Below are 17,890 nucleotides of genomic sequence, written 5' to 3'. Positions count from 1 at the left end.
CAGGGGGGACCCTGTGGGAGAGTAGGACGCCGCCGAACAATTTTTGGGGAAAGCCCCGCACCAGGATCCTTCGGGATCACGGTGCGGGGCTTTTCCGCGTTTAAGGGGTGGTGGGCCCTCGGGCCCGAAATCCGCTCACGCCGGCTCAAGCAGATCCCAGCGATTTCCGTACAGGTCCTCGAACACCGCGACCGAACCGTACGGCTCGTGTCGCGGTTCCTCCAGGAAGCGGACTCCGGCCGCCAGCATCCGGGAGTGGTCGCGCGCGAAGTCCTCGGTGTGCAGGAAGAATCCGACCCGGCCGCCGGTCTGCGCGCCCACGCTCGCCAGTTGGGCCTCGTCCTTGGCGCGGGCCAGGAGCAGCGAGACCGCCCCGTCCACCGAGCCGGGCGGGCGTACCACCACCCAGCGCGAACCGTCCCCGCGGTCGGTGTCCTCAGCCAGTTCGAAACCGAGGGCGCGGGTGTAGAAGTCGATGGCCTCGTCGTAGTCGCGCACGACGAGAGTGATCAGTGCGATGTGCGGCATGCGGTCAAGGTTATACGTACCACTCGACGCTGAAGGATCCGATGGGTCCGAAGCGTCCGAAGCGACCCCGAAGGCTGGTGGAACAATCGCGGCCATGGATCCAGACCTGTCCCGGCTCGCCGCTCGTGCCCGCCGCCTCATAGTGCCCGGTCGCCGCCGCATCCTCGGGATCGCGGGGCCGCCCGGTGCCGGAAAGTCCACGCTGGCAGGGGAGTTGGTGCAGCGGCTCGACGGGCAGGCCGTGCTCGTGCCCATGGACGGGTTCCATCTCGCCAACGCGGAGTTGCGCCGCCTGGGACGTACCGAACGCAAAGGGGCGCCGGACACCTTCGACGCCGCCGGATATGTCGCGCTGCTCGCCCGGCTGCGCTCGCCCGAGCCCGGCACGGTCGTATACGCGCCGGAATTCGACCGGTCGTTGGAGGAGGCGCTGGCCGGGAGCATTCCCGTCGCGCCGGAAGTACCGCTCGTCGTGACCGAGGGCAATTACCTGCTCCATGAGGAAGGGGCCTGGGCGCAGGTCAGGGACCTCGTTGACGAGATCTGGTACCTGGACGCCGACGACACGCGGCGGGTGCGCGGGCTGGTTGAGCGGCACGTGCTCCACGGGAAGTCCCGCCCGTACGCCGAGCGGTGGGTCCGGGAGTCCGACGAGGTCAACGCGCGTCTCGTGGCGGTCGGCCGGGAGCGGGCGGATCTTGTCGTCACCGGGGCGCTCACTGGGTAGGCTCGCAGCTCCGGCGAGGTGCGACGGGAAGGCAGCAGACGTGGGGATATTCCGGCGAGGGCCGAAGCGGGACGCGAGCGACGTTCCGCGGGACCCCGAGTTCGGCTTCTTCTCGGACGGCGAGGGCACCCGGTTCCGTGCTCAGGTCAGGGAGGCGTTCGCCGAGCTGGGTCTGGAGGTCACCGTCTACGCGGACCTGGTGAAGGACAGCGCCGGCCGCCAGTTCGGCCTGAGCAACCTCGCCGCCGTCTGCCACAACGATCCGCGCGGACCGCGTACGTGGCCGGAATTGATCCGTAAGCACGTCGGGATGGTGCTGCGCACCATGGACGGGCCTTCCGCACTTGAAACCCTGTCGCCCGATCAGATCCGTGCCCAGCTCTACCCTCGGGTGATCAGCCGCGACGGCCTCGATCCGCAGAGCTTCGGGTATGCGCGCAGCGTCGCCCCGGGGCTGTACGAGATCCTCGCCCTCGACCTCCCCGAGAGCGTCATGATGCTGACGGACGAGGCCCTCGAACCCCTTGGCAAGGTCCCCGACCTGCGTGAACAGGCCCTGCGCAATCTGCGCGAGCTGCCTGTCGAGGGCCACGAGACGGTGAAGGGCGACGACGGGATGCGCTTCGACCTCGTCGTCGGCGACTCCTTCTACACGGCGAGCAGGGTGCTCGCCCTGGAGGCCGTCGTCCGTCAGGTGACCGGCCGTGAACTGCCTCCGGAGGGCGCGCTCGTGGCGATGCCTTTCCGCCATCAGCTCGCCTTCCACGTCATCCGTGACTCCGGCATGGTGCTCGCGCTCAACGCCATGGCGTCCTTCGCCGCCTCCGGCTTCGAGGACACCCCCGGTTCGATCAGCCCGTACGTCTACTGGTGGCGCGGCGGCACGCTCACCCAGCTCAGTGACCGGGACGGCGAGGGGCTGCGCATCGTCGTCGGGGATGATTTCGGCGAGCTGCTCGAACGGCTGGTGGGCGACGAGACAGACGGACCGTGACGCGCGCCTTCCCCGCCACCTTCCCCCGGGCGCACCCGCACTCGCGCGCAAACGGGCGTACGGGCAGGATGAGGCCATGCCCACGATGCCTGCTCCCGCGCCCTTCACCGCCGACGACTACCGGGCCCGGATGGCCCGCGCCGCCGAGTCCGCCGCCGACGCCGGACTGGCCGGCGTGCTCGTCGCGCCCGGACCCGACCTCGTATACCTCACCGGTTACCAGCCGACCGCGATCACCGAGCGGCTCACCGTCCTGGTGCTCGCGGCCGGCCAGGACCCGGTCCTCGTCGTGCCCACCCTGGAGGCGCCCGACGCGGCGCACGCCGCCGGGGCCGCCGCGCTGACCCTGCGGGACTGGACCGACGGCAAGGACCCGTACGCGGTGACGGCTCCGCTGCTCGACGTCGACGGCAGTTTCGGCGTCAGCGACAACGCCTGGGCGATGCATCTCCTCGGATTCCAGAAGGAACTGCCCGGCACTTCCTATGTGTCGCTGACCGAGGCCCTGCCGATGCTGCGGGCCGTCAAGGACGAGCACGAACTGACCCGTCTGGAGGCAGCGGGTGCGGCGGCGGACGAGGCGTACGGAGAGATCGTGAAGGTACGTTTCGCGGGCCGGAAGGAGACAGAGGTCGCCGCCGATCTCGCGGCCCTCCTTTTGAAGTACGGCCATTCGCAGGTCGACTTCACCGTCGTCGGCTCCGGGCCCAACGGCGCCAACCCGCACCACGAGGCGGGCGACCGCACGATCGGGCACGGCGACATGGTCGTCCTCGACTTCGGCGGCCTCAAGCACGGCTACGGCTCCGACACCACCCGCACCGTGCACGTCGGCGAGCCCAGCGCCGCCGAGCAGCGCGTTCACGACGTGGTGCGCGCCGCCCAGCAGGCGGGATTCGAGGCGGTCAAGCCCGGGGTCGCCTGCCAGGACATCGACCGTGCGGCGCGCGCGGTCATCGAAGACGCCGGATACGGCGAGTACTTCATCCACCGCACCGGCCACGGCATCGGCGTGACCACCCACGAGCCGCCGTACATGATCGAGGGCGAGGAGCGTCCGCTGGTGCCCGGCATGTGCTTCTCCGTCGAGCCGGGCATCTATCTGCCCGGCCGGTTCGGTGTCCGCATCGAGGACATCGTCACCGTTACGGATGACGGTGGCCGGCGTTTGAACAACACCGACCACGCCATGGCGATCGTCGAGTAACCGTCGTCAGTAGTACGGGTGTTGCGTGGCGCGGTCCTCAGGGGCCGAGGACCGCGCACGACTCCGGAGGCATCAGCAGCAGCCCGTCCGCGCCCGGCGCCCCGACCGGCTCCCAGGCCGCGAGGACCCGTTTGCCGTCCCCGAGCCTGATCCTGACCGGCTCCTTGGCGAGGTTGACCGCGACCCGCAGGTCGCCCCGCCGGTAGGTCAGCCAGCGCGCCTCCTCGTCGTACGCCACCTTGACGGCCGCGAGGTCGGGGTCGGTGAGGTCGGGCCGGTCCCGGCGCAGTGCGATCAGCTCGCGGTACCAGGCGAGCAGCCTCGCGTGCTGTGCCGCCGCGGGCTCCGTCCAGTCCAGGCACGAGCGCTGCCGGGTCGCCGGGTCCTGCGGGTCCGGGATGTCCTCGGCGGCCCAGCCGTGCGCCGCGAACTCCCGCCTCCTGCCGTCCCGTACGGCTCGGGCGAGCTCGGGGTCGGTGTGGTCGGTGAAGAACTGCCAGGGCGTGCGGGCGCCCCACTCCTCGCCCATGAAGAGCATCGGCGGGTACGGACTCGTCAGCGTCAGGGTCGCCGCGCAGGCCAGCAGGCCCGGCGACAGGGTGGCGGAGAGGCGGTCGCCCTGGGCCCGGTTGCCGATCTGGTCGTGGGTCTGCGCGTACCCCAGGAAGCGGTGTGCGGGGGTGTGGCCGCGGTCGACCGGGCGCCCGTGCGTACGGCCGCGGAAGCTCGAATACGTACCGTCGTGGAAGAACACGCGGGTCAGGGTCTTGGCGAGCGCGGACAGCGGGGCGCGGGCGAAGTCGGCGTAGTAGCCCTGGGATTCGCCGGTGAGCGCGGCGTGCAGGGCGTGGTGGAAGTCGTCGTTCCACTGCGCGTGCAGGCCCAGGCCGCCCTCGCCGCGCGGGGTGGTCGTGCGCGGATCGCAGGCGTCGGACTCGGCGATCAGGAAGAGCGGCCGGCCGGTCTCGGCGGCCAGCACGTCCACGGCGGTGGAAAGCTCTTCGAGGAAGGTGTACGCACGGCTGTCGGCAAGCGTGTGCACCGCGTCCAGGCGCAGTCCGTCGAGGCGGTAGTCGCGCAGCCAGGCCAGCGCGCTCTCCAGGAGGTACTCGCGGACCTCGTTGGAGCCGGCAGCGTCCAGGTTGACGGCCGCGCCCCAGGGCGTGTGATGGGTGTCCGTGAAGTAGGGGCCGAACGACGGCAGATGGTTGCCGGACGGGCCCAAGTGGTTGTGCACGACGTCCAGCACCACGCCGAGACCATGGGCGTGCGCTGAGTCGACAAACCGCTTCAGCGCCTCGGGGCCGCCGTACGGCTCGTGCACCGCCCAGAGCGAGACGCCCTCGTACCCCCAGCCGTGCCGTCCCGGGAACGGGCACACCGGCATGAGCTCGATGTGGGTGATCCCCAACTCGGCCAGATGCGGGATGTGTTGGGCGGCCGCGTCCAGAGTGCCCTCGGTTGTGAACGTGCCGATGTGCAGCTCGTACAGGACGGCGCGCGGCAGGGGGCGGCCCGCCCACGGATGCTGCCAGTGGAAGGTTTCGTGGACGACGACGGCGCTGAGGCCGTCGGGTCCGTCGGGCTGGCGCCGCGACCGCGGGTCGGGCAGCGCCGGCCCGTCGTCCAGGACGTATCCGTAGCGGTCGCCGGGATGCGCTTCGGCCTCGGCCAGCCACCAGCCCGTTCGTACGGGGTGGTGGCTCATGGAATGGGTGGCGCCTTCCAGAAGAAGGGCGGCCCGGTCGGCGTACGGCGCCCACACTTCGAACAGCACTGCGTGTCCCCCTGTCGTTGCCGGTTGCGACCATGGTGCGGCAGAGGAGGGGGAGATGCCCGTAATTCGGGTCTACTTCCGGACCATGTTGATCGCGCGCTCGAAGGCGACGTGGCCCGCATGGGCGAACGCGGTCGCGACGGGTACGGCTCGATGTGTCTGCGTCGCAGGTCAACGAGGGGTCGGAGGCGGAGGTGCGCCTCCTTGGGAGGGCGCCGGTCTGCTGGACACTTTCGGCCTCATGGACGGACAATCGACGCTGTGACGTCCTCCTTCGAATTCCACACCGCCGCGGCGCCCGCCCGGCTCTCCGACGCGGAGCGCGACCGGGTGCTGGAGGTGCTGCGGGAGGGCGCCGCCGAGGGCAGGCTGTCGCACGACACCTTCCTGCGCCGCATGGAGCTGGCGCTCGCTGCCCGCAGGGCGGACGAACTGGTCGCGCTGACCGCCGACTTGGAGCGCCGCAACCGCTGGTCGAAGGCCGTGTTCGGCGCGGTCGGCAAGGTGTCCGGGTTCTCGGTCTCGCTGCGCAGGGCCTGGCAGTCGGAGCGGCTGCCCAAACTCCTCTTCCCGGTGCCGGGCCCGTATCCGCTGAGGATCGGCCGCGACCCGGCCAACGGGCTCCGGCTGAGCCACGAGACGGTCTCCCGCGTCCACGCCGAACTCGCCTTCCAGTCCGGCAAATGGCTGCTGCGCGACCTCGGCTCCACCAACGGGACCTGTGTCAACGGGCGCCGTGTGACCGGAGCCGTGTTCGTGGCCGACGGCGACCAGGTGAGCTTCGGCCGGATGGCCTTCCGGCTCGCCACCGGCTGAGACGGGCCCGCCCACCGACCCGTTCCGGCCCCGCTCCGACGGCCGCCGGATGCCGCTGCCCGGGGCATTGTCAGTGGGGTGCCGCATCATGGCGGGTATGAACGATCAGCCCCGTGTACGGCCCGCCCGTCCCGCCGACCTGCCGCGCCTGGGTACGCGCATCCTGCTCGCCGGAGTCGTCGACCGCCACATACGTTCCGTACGGATTACGGGACTTGAGGCGCTCACTGCTGGTGCAGTCCGCGTCCGGCGAGCGTGAGGAAGGCTTCGCCGACGGCTTCCGAGAGGGTGGGATGGGGGTGGATGTGATGGGCCACGTCGGAGGGCTCGGCGTCCCAGCCGACGATCAGCTGGCTCTCGGCGATCATCTCGGAGACGTTCGGGCCGACGAGATGGACCCCGAGCACCTGCCCCGCGCGCTCGGCGACCACCTTCACCACCCCGCCCTGGCCGTGCACCATTCCCTTGGCGACGGCCGTCAGCGGCATCGTGTTGACGACGACATCGTGCCCGCGGTTGCGGGCATCGGCCTCGGTCAGCCCCACCGACGCGGTCTGCGGAGAGGAGTACGTGACCCGGGGCACCGCCGCGTAGTCGACGGGCAGGGAGGCCATCCCGGCCAGCGTCTCGGCCACCAACAGGCCTTCCGCGAACGAGGCGTGGGCCAGACCGAGCGAGGGCGGCGGCAGCAGATCGCCCACCACATGGACGCCGGGAACGGCGGTTTCGAGCCGGGACCAGTCGGCCGGGGCGACGAAGCCCCGCTCGTCGGTGGCGAGCCCGGCCGCGGCCAGGCCGAGGCCGTCGGTGACCGGGGCGCGGCCCACCGCGACCAGGAGCCGCTCGGCGTCGACGGTGCGCGTCTCGCCGCGGGAGGTGCGCACCGAGGCGCGCACGCCGTCGTTCAGTACCGTCGCGTCCAGGAGGCGGGCGCCGGTCTGCACATCGATGCCGCGCTTCTTCAGCCCCCGGGTCAAGTGGCGGCTGACATCGGCGTCTTCGAGCGGCACCAGACGGTCGGCGGCCTCGACCAGGGTGACCTCGGCGCCCATCGACCGGTGGAACGAGGCGTACTCGACACCGATCGCGCCGCCGCCCAGGACCAGCACCGACCGCGGAAGGCCGGGGGCGAACAGCGCGTCGTCGCTGGTGACCACGCGCCGGCCGTCCGCTTCGAGTCCGGGCAGCATTCGAGGCCGCGAGCCGGTGGCGAGCACAATGCCGCGCCGCGCCGAAAAGTTCCCGTACCCCTCGATCCGTACGGACCTGGGACCGGTCAACCGGGCGCTGCCGCACAGCACTTCGACGTTCGCGTGGGACAGATGGCCCTCGACGCCCTTGTGGTTGCGGGAGACGATGTCGTCGCGGGTGGCCACCAGCGCCTGCCAGTCGATCGAATCCAGGCTCGCCTTGATGCCCCACCGCTCGCGGGCCTCGGCGATTCCGTCCACCAGCTCGGCGGCGTGCAGCATCGCCTTGCTGGGGATGCAGCCGCGGTGCAGGCAGGTACCGCCGACCTTGTCGCGCTCGGCCAGAACGACCTTCAGGCCGAGGGCGGCGGCCCGCAGGGCGGTGGAGTATCCGCCGGTGCCGCCGCCGATCACGATCACATCCGCCACACGGCTCTCAGGGGAGGGATCAGCAACGGGTCCAGCAACGGGTTCAGCCATGGGTTCAGTCATGGGGCAAGCCTCCGCCCGGCCGCTGCCATGAGTCCAAGGCAATGTTCTTCTCGGGGCCATGCACAATGCTTATGGCAGGAGCGGGGCTTGAGACCAAGGGGAGCAGGGGGCGCGGCGTGAGCCTGCGGCAGATGGAGTACTTCGTCACGGTGGTCGAGGCGACGTCGTTCACCCGGGCCGCAGAGCTGCTGCACGTCACGCAGCCCGCGCTCTCGCACCAGATCAAAGCGCTGGAAAAGACCGTCGGCGGCGAGCTCCTGGAGCGGCTGTCGCGCGGAGTGCGGCTCACCTCCATGGGCCGCGCCTTCCTGCCGCACGGCCAACTCGCGGTACGCAGCGCCCGTCAGGCCCAGCGCGCGGCCCGCGCGGCGGCCGGTGCCGAGGGCGGCGAGCTGCACATCGCCGCCGTGCACGCGGTGGCCGTCGGGGTGCTGCCCGAGGTGTTCGCCCGCTGGCGGCGCAGCCACCCCGGCGTGAAGCTGCTGCTCCACGAGTACGCCACCACCGAGGCGCTGGAGGAGTCGGTCGAACGAGGCGCCGCCGACCTCGCCGTCGGCCCGCCCCCGCCGCATTGGGAGGGCCCCGTCGTGCCCGTCGGCGAGGAGGAGATCGGGCTCGTCGTCGCCTTCGACGATCCGCTGGCGGGCCGCTCCTCGGTCCGGCTCGAAGAGCTCGCGGATCACACCTGGGTGCGGTGCGCGATGGAGCCCGTCGTCGAAGGGCGCCCCTTCCTCGACCTGGTCTGCGAGCGGGCCGGCTTCACGCCCCGGACCGCCGTGCGCACCGAGCACACCTCGACGGCCGTGCGGATGGCCGCGGCCGGGGTCGGCGTCGTGGCCGTACCGACCCATGCCGTACGCGGCGGAATCGGCGAGGACTGCGTGCTGCTCTCGGTCGACCCGGAGTGGCGGCGCGCCCTGACGGTGTTCTCGCGGGTCGAGCTGACCGGCGCAGCGGCCGCCTTCGCCGAGCTGCTGCGCAGGTCAGCGCCGTACGGCAGCAGCGGGCTCTCACCCGTTCGGCCGAACGCCGATCGCGATCGCGCGGCGGAGGTGGTCCGCTGAGAGCAGCCATCGGGCCCGGCGGCGGTCATCGGGGCCGTCGAAGACCCGCCACGAACGCGCCCCGCCGGGCGCCGACCGGGGAGGCGCGCCATGACCACCGTCGAGCCGTCCGAGGCGGGACCGGCCCCGGACGGCGCCCCCGCGCCGCAGGCGCATTCACTGCTCGGGCCCGCCGCCCGCCGCGACCCGTACGCCTTCTACCGGACGCTGCGCGAAGCACACCCCCTGCTGTGGGACGACAGGCTCGGGGCCTGGCTGGTCAGCCGGTACGCCGATGTCGTCCCCGCGCTGGGCGGCCCCGCCCTCGTCGGCCCCCGACGAGGCACGTGCTGCGGCCCGGGAACGGTGCACTGCGCCCAGGAGTACTCCGCGCCCGAGAGCGCCTTCGACCTGCTGCGGGAGGTGTGCGCCCGCACGGCGTATGTGCTCGCCCGCCGCCTCGCGGGACGCCAGGAGGTCGACCTGGTCGAGGAGTTCTGCCGGTGGCTCCCGACCGGCACGATCGCCGCCGCGACCGGACTCTCCTACGAAGCCGTGATGGGCCGTCCCTACGGCGGCCCGGACCGCAGCCGGGCGGCGGCTTCCTGTGTCACGGACGCGGGCCGGTGCCGGGGCGGCACCGGAGTCGCCCTGCTCGCCGCGCGCTGCGCCGACCAGGCCGCGCTCACCGGTCGGGCCCTGGCCTCACTGATGGCCAACCTCCTTGAGAATCCTGAGCAGTTGGAGCTGGTGAAGGCGGTTCCGGCACTGATCGGGCAGGCCTGGGACGAATCGCTGCGGCGCAATCCGCCCGTCCACGTGGTGCTGCGCCGGGCCGTCCGCGACCTTCCGATATCCGGCGGCACCGTCCCGGCGGGGGCCGCCGTCGCGCTGCTGGTCGGGGCCGCGAGCCGGGACCCCGACCGGTTCGCCCACCCCGACGCCTTCGACCTGCACCGCACCAACCCCGGCGGGCTCGCCTTCGGGCCCGCCGACTGCCCCGCCGCCCGAGTCGCCGAACTCCAGGCGGATTGCGCGGTCAACGCCCTGCTCACAGCCATGCCGGGACTGCGCCCCGCCGACGCCTTCGAGGCGGTCGAGTGCGGACTGCTCACCCGGGCCCCTCACCGCCTTCTCGTACGACCTTCCTGAGCAGCGCCACCGGGAGTCCGGAGAGGAGTTCGTCCAGGGGCGCCGTGCCGGTGAACTCCCGTCCGGGGGTCAGGACATCGGCCCACCGGCCGTCCGGGAGAGGCAGTTCCGTCCCGGCCCAGCCGCCCGCCTCCGCCAGCCGCAGGGACAGCCGGGTCACCGCCGTGACCGCCGTGCCCGACCGGCAGAACGCCACGCAGTGAACGGCCCGGGGCCCCTGCGCGGTCAGCGCCTCATAGGTCCCCGACTCGCCGAACGCGTACGGGAGTTCACGGCGCAGCCGCAGGGCCGCCGAGGTCACCCGGAGCTTCTCACCGGGGTCGGCCGGGGCGGCGCTGCCGAACCGGACGAGGCGCCGGTTGTCCGGGTCCACGAGCGCGGTGTACTCCTCCTCCGTCCCCTGGTAGAGGTCGGGCACCCCCGGCATGGTCAGATGCAGCAGCGCCGCCCCCAGGCTGTTGGCCCGCACGGCCGCCCGGGTCTCCTCGGCGAACTCGCGCACCGCCGAGGCCGGTTCGCCGCCCGGTCCCGCCGCCACGAAATCGGCCACCGCCTGCTCGTACGCCGGGTCCTGCTCGGTCCACGCGGTGCGGAGGCCGGCCTCGCGCACCGCTTTGAGCAGCGCCGCAGTGAGCCGCTCCGGTTCCGGCAGACCGCCGAGTCCGACCGACGTCTGCCACGCCATCCAGGCCAGTTGCCGATCGGGCGCCCGCGCCCCCGCGACCCGGTCGAGCAGCGCCGCCCACCGCCGCGGGCACTCGGACAGCACCGCGATGCGGGCCCGCACCTGTGCGCTGCGCTTGGTGTCGTGCGTGGACAGGACGGTCCCGGTGGCCGGCCAGTCACGGGCGAGGCGGGCGCAGAACGCGTGGAATTCGCCGGGTGCCACCGAAGGCCGCCCCGGATCCCCGCCCACCTCGTTGACCGAGAGCAGCGGGGCATGGCGGTAGAAGGCCGTGTCCTCGACGGACTTGGCGCGCAGTGCCGACGACGTCTGCGCGAAGCGCGCACGGAACGCGGCCCGCTCGGGCCCGTCGCCGAGACGGCCGAGCGCCAGATCCCGCACCACGTCCACCGCCGCCGACTCCTCGGCGACCGCGAAGGCGGCCTTCGCCTCCAGGACGGCCGAGCCGGGCAGCGCCTGCTCCGCACCGAGCCGGTAGGGGCGGTAGACCGGGACCCGGACCAGCAACTCCCGCAGGGCGAGCCGCAGCGCCCAGGGCGCGTGGTCGCGCAACCCGGGACCGCCCGTCGCGCAGATCCGCCGGGCGAGCCGCACCAGATGCCCGGTCTCGGCCGCCAGCTCATGGTCGAGCACCCGGTACGCGGCCCGGCGCACCGTCGGCTGCCAGCCGCCGCCCAGGTCCTCGTCCGCCCCGGTGAACTCCCGGTAATGGGCGGTGAGTTGACCGACCCCCGCCGGATCGGTGAACAGGCCGTCGATGTGCCGCAGCGCGTCATATCCGGTCGTCCCCGCGACCGGCCACCGGGCGGGCAGCCGCTCGTCGCCGGTGAGGATCTTCTCGACGACCGTCCAGCGGCCGCCCGTCGCTTCCTTCAGACGGCGCAGATACGCCTCCGGGTCCGCGAGGCCGTCCGGATGGTCGACCCGCAGCCCGTCCACCACACCGTCCCGGACCAGTTCGAGGATCTTGGCGTGCGTCGCCGCGAAGACCTCCTCGTCCTCCACCCGGAGCCCGATCAGCTCCGAAATGGTGAAGAAGCGGCGGTAGTTGAGCTCGGTCCTGGCCAGCCGCCACCAGCCGAGCCGGTACCACTGCGCATCGAGCAGCTCGGGCAGCGGCAGCCCAGCCGTGCCCTCCCGCAGGGGGAAGCGCTCCTCGCCGTAGCGCAGTACGTCCCCCTCCACCGCCAGGCGCTCCAGCTCCGCGCCCAGCGGTCCGGCGAGCACCGGCAGCAGCAGCCGCCCGTCGCCCGCCGCCCAGTCGATGTCGAACCACGGGGCGTACGGCGAGGCGGGCCCCGCGCGCAGCACGTCCCGCAGCTGCCGGTTGTGGCGCGCGGACGCCGACATGTGGTTCGGCACGATGTCGAGGATCAGGCCGAGACCGAACTCCTCGGCCCGCGCCGCGAGTCCGCGCAGCCCGGACTCGCCGCCCAGCTCCGCGCGCACCTTCGAGTGATCGGTGACGTCGTACCCGTGCGTCGAGCCGGGCACGGCCTCCAGGACCGGCGACAGATGGAGGTGCGAGACGCCGAGCCCGGCCAGGTACGGCACCGCCTGCTCGGCGGCGGCGAACGGGAACGCGGGCTGGAGCTGGAGCCGGTAGGTCGCGGTGGGCGGGGTCATGCGAACGTAGGTACCCCGTTGGGCGGCTTCTGTGCCTTCGGCCGAGGCGGATGCCCCGGTCGGGCGCGTTGGCTTCGCCTGATGGCCGGATCCCGCCGGGCCCGCCAAGGGTGCCCGCCCCCGCGCTCAGGCGGGCCGGCGCAGCACGGTCAGGCTCCGGCCGATCAGCGTGAGCCGCTCGCCGGCCGCCGCCTTCGGGCCCTGGCCCGGCGGCACGCCCTCCGGCCGCGCGGTGTCCACCACCACCTGCCACTGCCGGCCGTGGTTGACCGGCACCACGAAGTCGATGGCCTCCGCACTGGCGTTGAACATCAGCAGGAACGAGTCGTCGCCGATCCGCTCGCCGCGCGGGCCCGGTTCGGAGATCGCGTTGCCGTTGAGGAAGACCGACAGCGCCTTGGCGCTCGCCGACTGCCAATCCCGGTCGGCCATTTCTCCACCCTCAGGGGTGAACCAGGCGATGTCCGAGAGCTCGTCGTGGGTGCCCTGCACCGGACGGCCGTGGAAGAAGCGCCGGCGGCGGAAGACCGGATGGTCCCGGCGCAGCCACACCATGGCCCGGGTGAAGGCGAGCAGAGTGCCCTGCGGATCGTCGCCGGGGTCCGGCCAGTGCACCCAGGACAGCTCGTTGTCCTGGCAGTACGCGTTGTTGTTGCCGCCCTGGGAGCGGGCGAACTCGTCGCCGTGACTGAGCATCGGCACGCCCTGCGACAGCATCAGGGTGGCGATGAAGTTCCGCATCTGACGGGCGCGGAGCTCACGCACCTCGGGGTCGTCGCTGGGGCCCTCCGTCCCGCAGTTCCAGGACCGGTTGTGGCTCTCGCCGTCCCGGTTGCCCTCGCCGTTGGCCTCGTTGTGCTTGTCGTTGTACGAGACGAGGTCGTTCAGGGTGAAGCCGTCGTGGCAGGTGTGGAAGTTGATGGAGGCGAGCGGCCGGCGCCCGTCGTCCTGGTACAGGTCGGACGAACCGGTGAGCCGGCCGGCGAACTCGGCGAGCGTGCGGGGCTCGCCGCGCCACAACTCCCGTACCGTGTCACGGTACTTGCCGTTCCACTCCGTCCACAGCGGCGGGAAGTTGCCCACCTGGTAGCCGCCCTCGCCCACGTCCCAGGGCTCGGCGATCAGCTTCACCTGGCTGACCACCGGATCCTGCTGGACCAGGTCGAAGAAGGACGACAGCCGGTCCACGTCGTGGAACTGGCGGGCCAGTGTCGCCGCGAGGTCGAAGCGGAAGCCGTCCACGTGCATCTCGGTCACCCAGTAGCGCAGCGAGTCCATGATCAGCTGGAGCACGTGCGGGGAGCGCATCAGGAGGCTGTTGCCGGTGCCGGTGGTGTCCTCGTAGTAACGGAGGTCGTCGGCGAGCCGGTAGTACTGCGTGTTGTCCAGGCCGCGGAAGGAGAGGGTCGGCCCGAGGTGGCTGCCCTCCGCCGTGTGGTTGTAGACGACGTCGAGGATCACCTCGATGCCCGCCTCGTGCAGCGCCCGCACCGCCTGTTTGAACTCCAGCACCTGCTGGCCGCGGTCGCCCCACGACGCATAGGCGTTGTGCGGGGCGAAGAAGCCGATCGTGTTGTAGCCCCAGTAGTTGGACAGGCCGGAGTCCGCGAGCCGGTGGTCGTGGACGAACTGGTGCACCGGCATCAACTCCAGTGCGGTGACGCCCAGTTGCGTCAGGTGCTCGATGACGGCCGGATGCGCGAGTGCCGCATAGGTCCCGCGCTGCTCCGGGGGAAGTTCCGGATGCAGCATCGTCAGACCCTTGACATGGGCCTCGTAGAACACCGTGTGGTGGTAGTCGGTGCGCGGCAGCCGGTCGTCGCCCCAGTCGAAGAAGGGGTTGACCACCACCGAGGTCATGGTGTGCGGCGCCGAATCCAGGTCGTTGCGGCTGTCGGGGCGCCCGAAGTGGTAGCCGTAGACCGCCTCGTTCCACTCCACCTGGCCGCTCATGGCGCGCGCGTACGGGTCGAGCAGCAGCTTCGCCGAGTTGCAGCGATGCCCCTTCTGCGGCTCGTACGGTCCGTGCACCCTGAAGCCGTACCGCTGGCCCGGCAGGACGCCGGGCAGATAGGCATGGCGTACGAAGGCGTCGGACTCGCGCAGTTCGACGGCCGTCTCCGAGCCGTCGTCGTGCAGCAGACACAACTCGATCCGACGGGCGGCCTCGGAGAAGACCGCGAAATTGGTCCCGGCGCCGTCGTACGTGGCGCCGAGTGGGTAAGCCTGTCCCGGCCACACCTGCATGGGCAAGACTCTTCCACTTCCGCTCGGGGTACTGAGGGGCTCTTGGGCCAGATCCTCCCCGAAAAGAGGACCGTCACCCAGGACGTGCGTGTGCGCCAACGGGTGACCCGGGGCCGCCCGGAGCGGCCAAGGGCTATGAATCCGCTCACTCCGACAGATAGTGCCCGGTGGAACAGCCCGTATCCTCAAGCCAGTTGGCAAACTCGACTCGCCATCCGGCTGCATCGCCTCCTGCTCCCGGAGTACCCTTCCTTGATCGTTGAAGGGCGTGCGGGGCGCGTAGGACTCGTCAGGGTTTGCCGGGGGCGGAAGGCGGTGCGTGGGTGAGCTCGGGAGGTCTTGAGCTGCCCCCTGGTGACACGGGTCATGAGGGGGAGGCCGGCGACATCCCGCCCGGAGCGGTCTCCCTCGCGCGCCCGATGGAGATCGGGGCGGAGCTGGACTGGGGCGCGGACGCCTGGAGCGAGGTGCGTACCCGCGCCCAGCGGGCCGGCCGCGCCTACATCTGGCTGAACCTGGTGGAGCAGCGGCTGCGCGCCGTGGTGGCCGCCGTGCTCCGTCCGATCTACGAGCCGGTCCACGGCGACGACTGGGTGGTCGCCGCGGCCGGGCCGGCCGGTCAGGAGTGGGTGCAGCGGGCCGTCGCGGTGCGCGAGGTCTCGCGCCGCAAGGGCTATCTGCTCGACCCGGCCGACGACAATGTGCTCAGCTTCCTCACCCTCCCGCAGCTGCGGGAGCTGATGGTGCAGCACTGGCCCTGCTTCGAGCCGTACGTCGACGACCGGCGCGATGTCGAACTCGCCCTGGACGAGCTGGAGGTGGCGCGCAACGTCGTCTCCCGCAACCGGGCGCTGAACGAGGCGGTGCTCGCCCAGGCCGAGCGGGCCTCGGCGCGGCTCCTGGACGTCCTCGGCGGCGGCAGCGGCGCCCCGGCCGCGCACCGGCTGCCCATCGACGCGGTGGAGGACCTGGTCGGCGACCGGTACGCCGATGTCGTCTCCGTCCACTCCGACCGGGTGCGGCTCCAGCGCCAGCTGCCCGCCGAGGACCTGTTCGGCGGCGCCCGCCGCCTCGACGCCATAGGCATCGGTCTCAACCTCCTGGTGCAGAACTACTCGGGTCGGCGTCTGGTGCGGCTCGCCGAGTCCGGCTGCCGGATCCGGCTGCTCTTCCTCAATCCGGCGAGCAGCGCGGTCAAGCGCCGTGAGCGGGAACTCGGCCTGAAGAAGGGCGAGTTGAGCCGCTCGGTGGAGATGAACATCCTGCACATGCGGCGGGTGCGGGCCCAGCTGCGCGATCCGGGGGCCTTCGAGATCCAGGTCTTCGACGAGACTCCGCGCTTCACCGCCTACCTGGTGGACGGCGACGGCGCGGACGGTGTCGCGGTCGTCCAGTCGTATCTGCGCCGGGCCCGGGGCATGGAGGCGCCGGTGCTTGTGCTGCGCGGGGGCGGCCGCAGGGGCGTGGTGCGGCCCGGCCAGGACGTGGAGCACGGGCTGTTCGAGACCTACCGCGAGGAATTCGAGTCGGTTTGGGTGGATTCGCGCCCAGTGTCCTGATCTGGGCGGGGCTTCCCCCGATGGATTCCCGCCGCCCGGCCGATTGTCAGTGCCGCGTGCGAAGGTGGTCGTCAACTGGGGGAAAGCACCACGAAGGAGGGGCAGCAGCATGAGCTGGCACCTGGAGCCGCTGGTCGGCTTCGATCTGGAGACGACCGGCACCGAGCCGCTCGAAGCGCGCATCGTGTCGGCCGCGATCGTCACCGTGCGGGGCGCCGATGTGGTGGAGCGGCGCGACTGGCTGGCGGATCCGGGGATACGGATCCCGGCCCAGGCCTCCGCGGTCCACGGCATCAGCAATGAACGGGCCGCGGCGGAAGGCCGGCCCGCGCCCGAGGTGGCCGACGAGATCGCCGAGAGCCTCACCGGCTGCTGGCGCCGGGGTGTGCCCGTGGTCGCCTACAACGCGGCCTTCGACCTGACGCTGCTCGCCGCCGAACTGCGGCGGTACGAACTGCCCTCGCTCAGCGACCGGCTGGACGGCGCGGCGACCGGGCCCGTGATCGATCCGTATACGATCGACCGCTCCGTCGACCGCTACCGCAGCGGCAAGCGCACGCTCGAAGCGGTGTGCGTCGAGTACGGAGTGCTCCTGGAGGCGGCGCACGACGCGGGGGCCGACGCGCTGGCCGCGGCCCGGGTGGCGGTGGCGATAGCCGAGCGCCACCCGCGGGTGGCGCGCCTCGGCCCGGCGGAGCTGCACGACCGCCAGATCCAGTGGTATGCCGAGTGGGCCGCCGACTTCCAGCAGTTCCTGCGGAAGAAGGGCACCGCCGACGCCGTGATCGACGGCTCCTGGCCACTGCGCGAACTGGCCCCGGCCGACCGCTGAGGCCCGGTCCGCCTCGTGGTCAGAAGGGGTACCAGCGCACCTCGGGGTCGCCGTCCCGCAGGGAGGCCACGCGGCGGCGGAACTCTTCTAGCGCCTTCGGGTTGGTCGGGGCGTGCTGGGCGACCCAGGCGCAGCTGGCCGTCTCGCGGGCGCCGCGCAGCACCGCGCAGCCGTCCCAGGCGCGGACGTCCCAGCCGTAGCCGGTGACGAACGCGTCGTACTGCTCGGCGGGCAGACCGTACCGGTCGCGGGACAGGGCCATGACGACCAGGTCGTGTTCGCGGAAGTCGAAGGAGAAGGTCTCCAGATCGACCAGGACCGGCCCTTCGGGGCCGATGTGCACATTGCGGGGGAGGGCGTCGCCATGGATGGGACCCGGCGGCAGATGAGGAGTGAGTGCCGCGGCCGCGGCTGCGAAGCCGTCGCGGCGGGCCCGCAGATATGCGGCATCGGCCGGGTCGATCGCGTCACCGGCCAGCTGTAGCCAGCGCTCGACACCGGCGAGGAGTTCGCGGCGGGGCAGCTCGAATCCGGGCGCCGGCAAGGCGTGGACGTGCCGCAGCAGTTCGGCCAGGTCGGCCGGCCCGGCCGGGCGCACGGCGGCGGGCAGCCGGTGCCACACCGTCACCGGGTGCCCGTCCACCAGCCTCGGTTTCGGCTCGGCGGCGCGCACCGCCGGCACCCCGGCCTCGGCGAGCCAGGCCGCGACGGCCACTTCGCGCTCGGCGCGCTCCAGCAGCTCCGGGTGGTGCCTGGCATCGCGGCCGACCTTGACGACCAAGCCGTCCGCCGGGGTGTGTCCGGCGCCGGGGAGCGCGAAGACCGCGTTCTCGCCCAGGGCCAGCAGCTCGGCGTCCGCGGGTCCGGCCGGTAGCCCGGGGCCGGCCAGAGCTGTCGCGGCCAGCAGTTCGCGGGCCCGTGCCTCGTCCATCGTTGTCTCCCGGTGATCGCTGCGTACCGGACAAGTCTCGCATTCGCACAGGTCGTCCTGATGCTGGAGAAGCGCCTGGCCAAG

The 17,890-nt window shown here is 72.0% G+C and carries 14 protein-coding genes; 8 read left to right on the top strand and 6 right to left on the bottom strand.

All coding sequences use genetic code 11. The annotated features are described in order from the left end of the window. Nucleotides 1-135: 135 nt before the first annotated feature. Nucleotides 136-528: a VOC family protein gene (locus ACIQ8J_RS27900; RefSeq protein ID WP_403276557.1), complete on the bottom strand. Its 393-nt coding sequence runs from the start codon at nucleotides 526-528 to the stop codon at nucleotides 136-138. A gap of 94 nt (nucleotides 529-622) precedes the next feature. Between ACIQ8J_RS27900 and ACIQ8J_RS27895 the strand changes: the two genes are divergently transcribed. The 3 genes from ACIQ8J_RS27895 to ACIQ8J_RS27885 all read left to right on the top strand — a co-directional run bounded on the left by ACIQ8J_RS27895 (nucleotide 623) and on the right by ACIQ8J_RS27885 (nucleotide 3,456). Continuing rightward, nucleotides 623-1,255 carry a nucleoside/nucleotide kinase family protein gene (locus ACIQ8J_RS27895; protein ID WP_403276559.1) on the top strand — a complete coding sequence of 211 codons (633 nt, stop codon included), beginning with the start codon at nucleotides 623-625 and terminating at the stop codon, nucleotides 1,253-1,255. A gap of 40 nt (nucleotides 1,256-1,295) precedes the next feature. Further along, the gene (locus ACIQ8J_RS27890; protein WP_403276561.1) at nucleotides 1,296-2,249 is read left to right on the top strand and encodes a hypothetical protein; all 954 of its coding nucleotides are present in this window, start codon (nucleotides 1,296-1,298) and stop codon (nucleotides 2,247-2,249) included. Nucleotides 2,250-2,325: 76 nt separating this feature from the next. Next, the gene (locus tag ACIQ8J_RS27885; RefSeq protein ID WP_403276562.1) at nucleotides 2,326-3,456 is read left to right on the top strand and encodes a M24 family metallopeptidase; all 1,131 of its coding nucleotides are present in this window, start codon (nucleotides 2,326-2,328) and stop codon (nucleotides 3,454-3,456) included. Nucleotides 3,457-3,493: 37 nt separating this feature from the next. On the opposite strand, the gene treZ is transcribed toward ACIQ8J_RS27885, so the two are convergent. Further along, nucleotides 3,494-5,233: a malto-oligosyltrehalose trehalohydrolase gene (treZ, locus tag ACIQ8J_RS27880; protein WP_403276563.1), complete on the bottom strand. Its 1,740-nt coding sequence runs from the start codon at nucleotides 5,231-5,233 to the stop codon at nucleotides 3,494-3,496. Nucleotides 5,234-5,494: 261 nt separating this feature from the next. Here treZ and ACIQ8J_RS27875 point away from each other — a divergent pair, with 261 nt between their 5' ends. Beyond that, nucleotides 5,495-6,049, top strand: coding sequence for an FHA domain-containing protein (locus ACIQ8J_RS27875; protein WP_403276564.1), 555 nt, complete (start codon nucleotides 5,495-5,497; stop codon nucleotides 6,047-6,049). A 224-nt stretch (nucleotides 6,050-6,273) separates the two neighbouring features. Here the strand turns inward: ACIQ8J_RS27875 and lpdA are convergent, their stop codons facing one another. Continuing rightward, complete coding sequence (gene lpdA / locus ACIQ8J_RS27870; protein ID WP_403276565.1) at nucleotides 6,274-7,719, bottom strand: dihydrolipoyl dehydrogenase; 1,446 nt, start codon at nucleotides 7,717-7,719, stop codon at nucleotides 6,274-6,276. 128 nt (nucleotides 7,720-7,847) lie between these two features. Between lpdA and ACIQ8J_RS27865 the strand changes: the two genes are divergently transcribed. Together ACIQ8J_RS27865 and ACIQ8J_RS27860 are read left to right on the top strand one after the other, a co-directional pair. After that, a complete protein-coding gene (locus ACIQ8J_RS27865) occupies nucleotides 7,848-8,795 on the top strand; it encodes a LysR substrate-binding domain-containing protein (protein ID WP_403276567.1) in 948 nt (315 codons plus the stop codon). Between the two features lie 90 nt (nucleotides 8,796-8,885). Next, the gene (locus ACIQ8J_RS27860) at nucleotides 8,886-9,926 is read left to right on the top strand and encodes a cytochrome P450 (RefSeq protein ID WP_403276568.1); all 1,041 of its coding nucleotides are present in this window, start codon (nucleotides 8,886-8,888) and stop codon (nucleotides 9,924-9,926) included. On the opposite strand, the gene treY is transcribed toward ACIQ8J_RS27860, so the two are convergent. Together treY and glgX are read right to left on the bottom strand one after the other, a co-directional pair. After that, nucleotides 9,886-12,237: a malto-oligosyltrehalose synthase gene (gene treY, locus ACIQ8J_RS27855; RefSeq protein ID WP_403276569.1), complete on the bottom strand. Its 2,352-nt coding sequence runs from the start codon at nucleotides 12,235-12,237 to the stop codon at nucleotides 9,886-9,888. The genes ACIQ8J_RS27860 and treY overlap by 41 nt on opposite strands. Nucleotides 12,238-12,363: 126 nt before the next feature. After that, nucleotides 12,364-14,484 (bottom strand): glycogen debranching protein GlgX, encoded by a 2,121-nt coding sequence (gene glgX / locus ACIQ8J_RS27850; RefSeq protein WP_403276570.1) that lies wholly within the window; start codon nucleotides 14,482-14,484, stop codon nucleotides 12,364-12,366. 323 nt (nucleotides 14,485-14,807) lie between these two features. Between glgX and ACIQ8J_RS27845 the strand changes: the two genes are divergently transcribed. Together ACIQ8J_RS27845 and ACIQ8J_RS27840 are read left to right on the top strand one after the other, a co-directional pair. Then, a complete protein-coding gene (locus ACIQ8J_RS27845) occupies nucleotides 14,808-16,043 on the top strand; it encodes an SAV2148 family HEPN domain-containing protein (protein ID WP_403276572.1) in 1,236 nt (411 codons plus the stop codon). 109 nt (nucleotides 16,044-16,152) lie between these two features. After that, nucleotides 16,153-16,875, top strand: coding sequence for a 3'-5' exonuclease (locus ACIQ8J_RS27840; RefSeq protein WP_403276573.1), 723 nt, complete (start codon nucleotides 16,153-16,155; stop codon nucleotides 16,873-16,875). A gap of 19 nt (nucleotides 16,876-16,894) precedes the next feature. On the opposite strand, the gene ACIQ8J_RS27835 is transcribed toward ACIQ8J_RS27840, so the two are convergent. Then, entirely contained in the window at nucleotides 16,895-17,806 is a 912-nt protein-coding gene (locus tag ACIQ8J_RS27835) for a phosphotransferase enzyme family protein (protein ID WP_403276574.1), read from the bottom strand. Nucleotides 17,807-17,890 lie beyond the last annotated feature (84 nt).

Source organism: Streptomyces sp. NPDC094147, assembly GCF_044764265.1.
GTDB lineage: Bacteria > Actinomycetota > Actinomycetes > Streptomycetales > Streptomycetaceae > Streptomyces.
The sequence above is the reverse complement of the archived record's forward strand: the minus strand, read 5'-3'. Positions and strand labels throughout refer to the sequence as shown.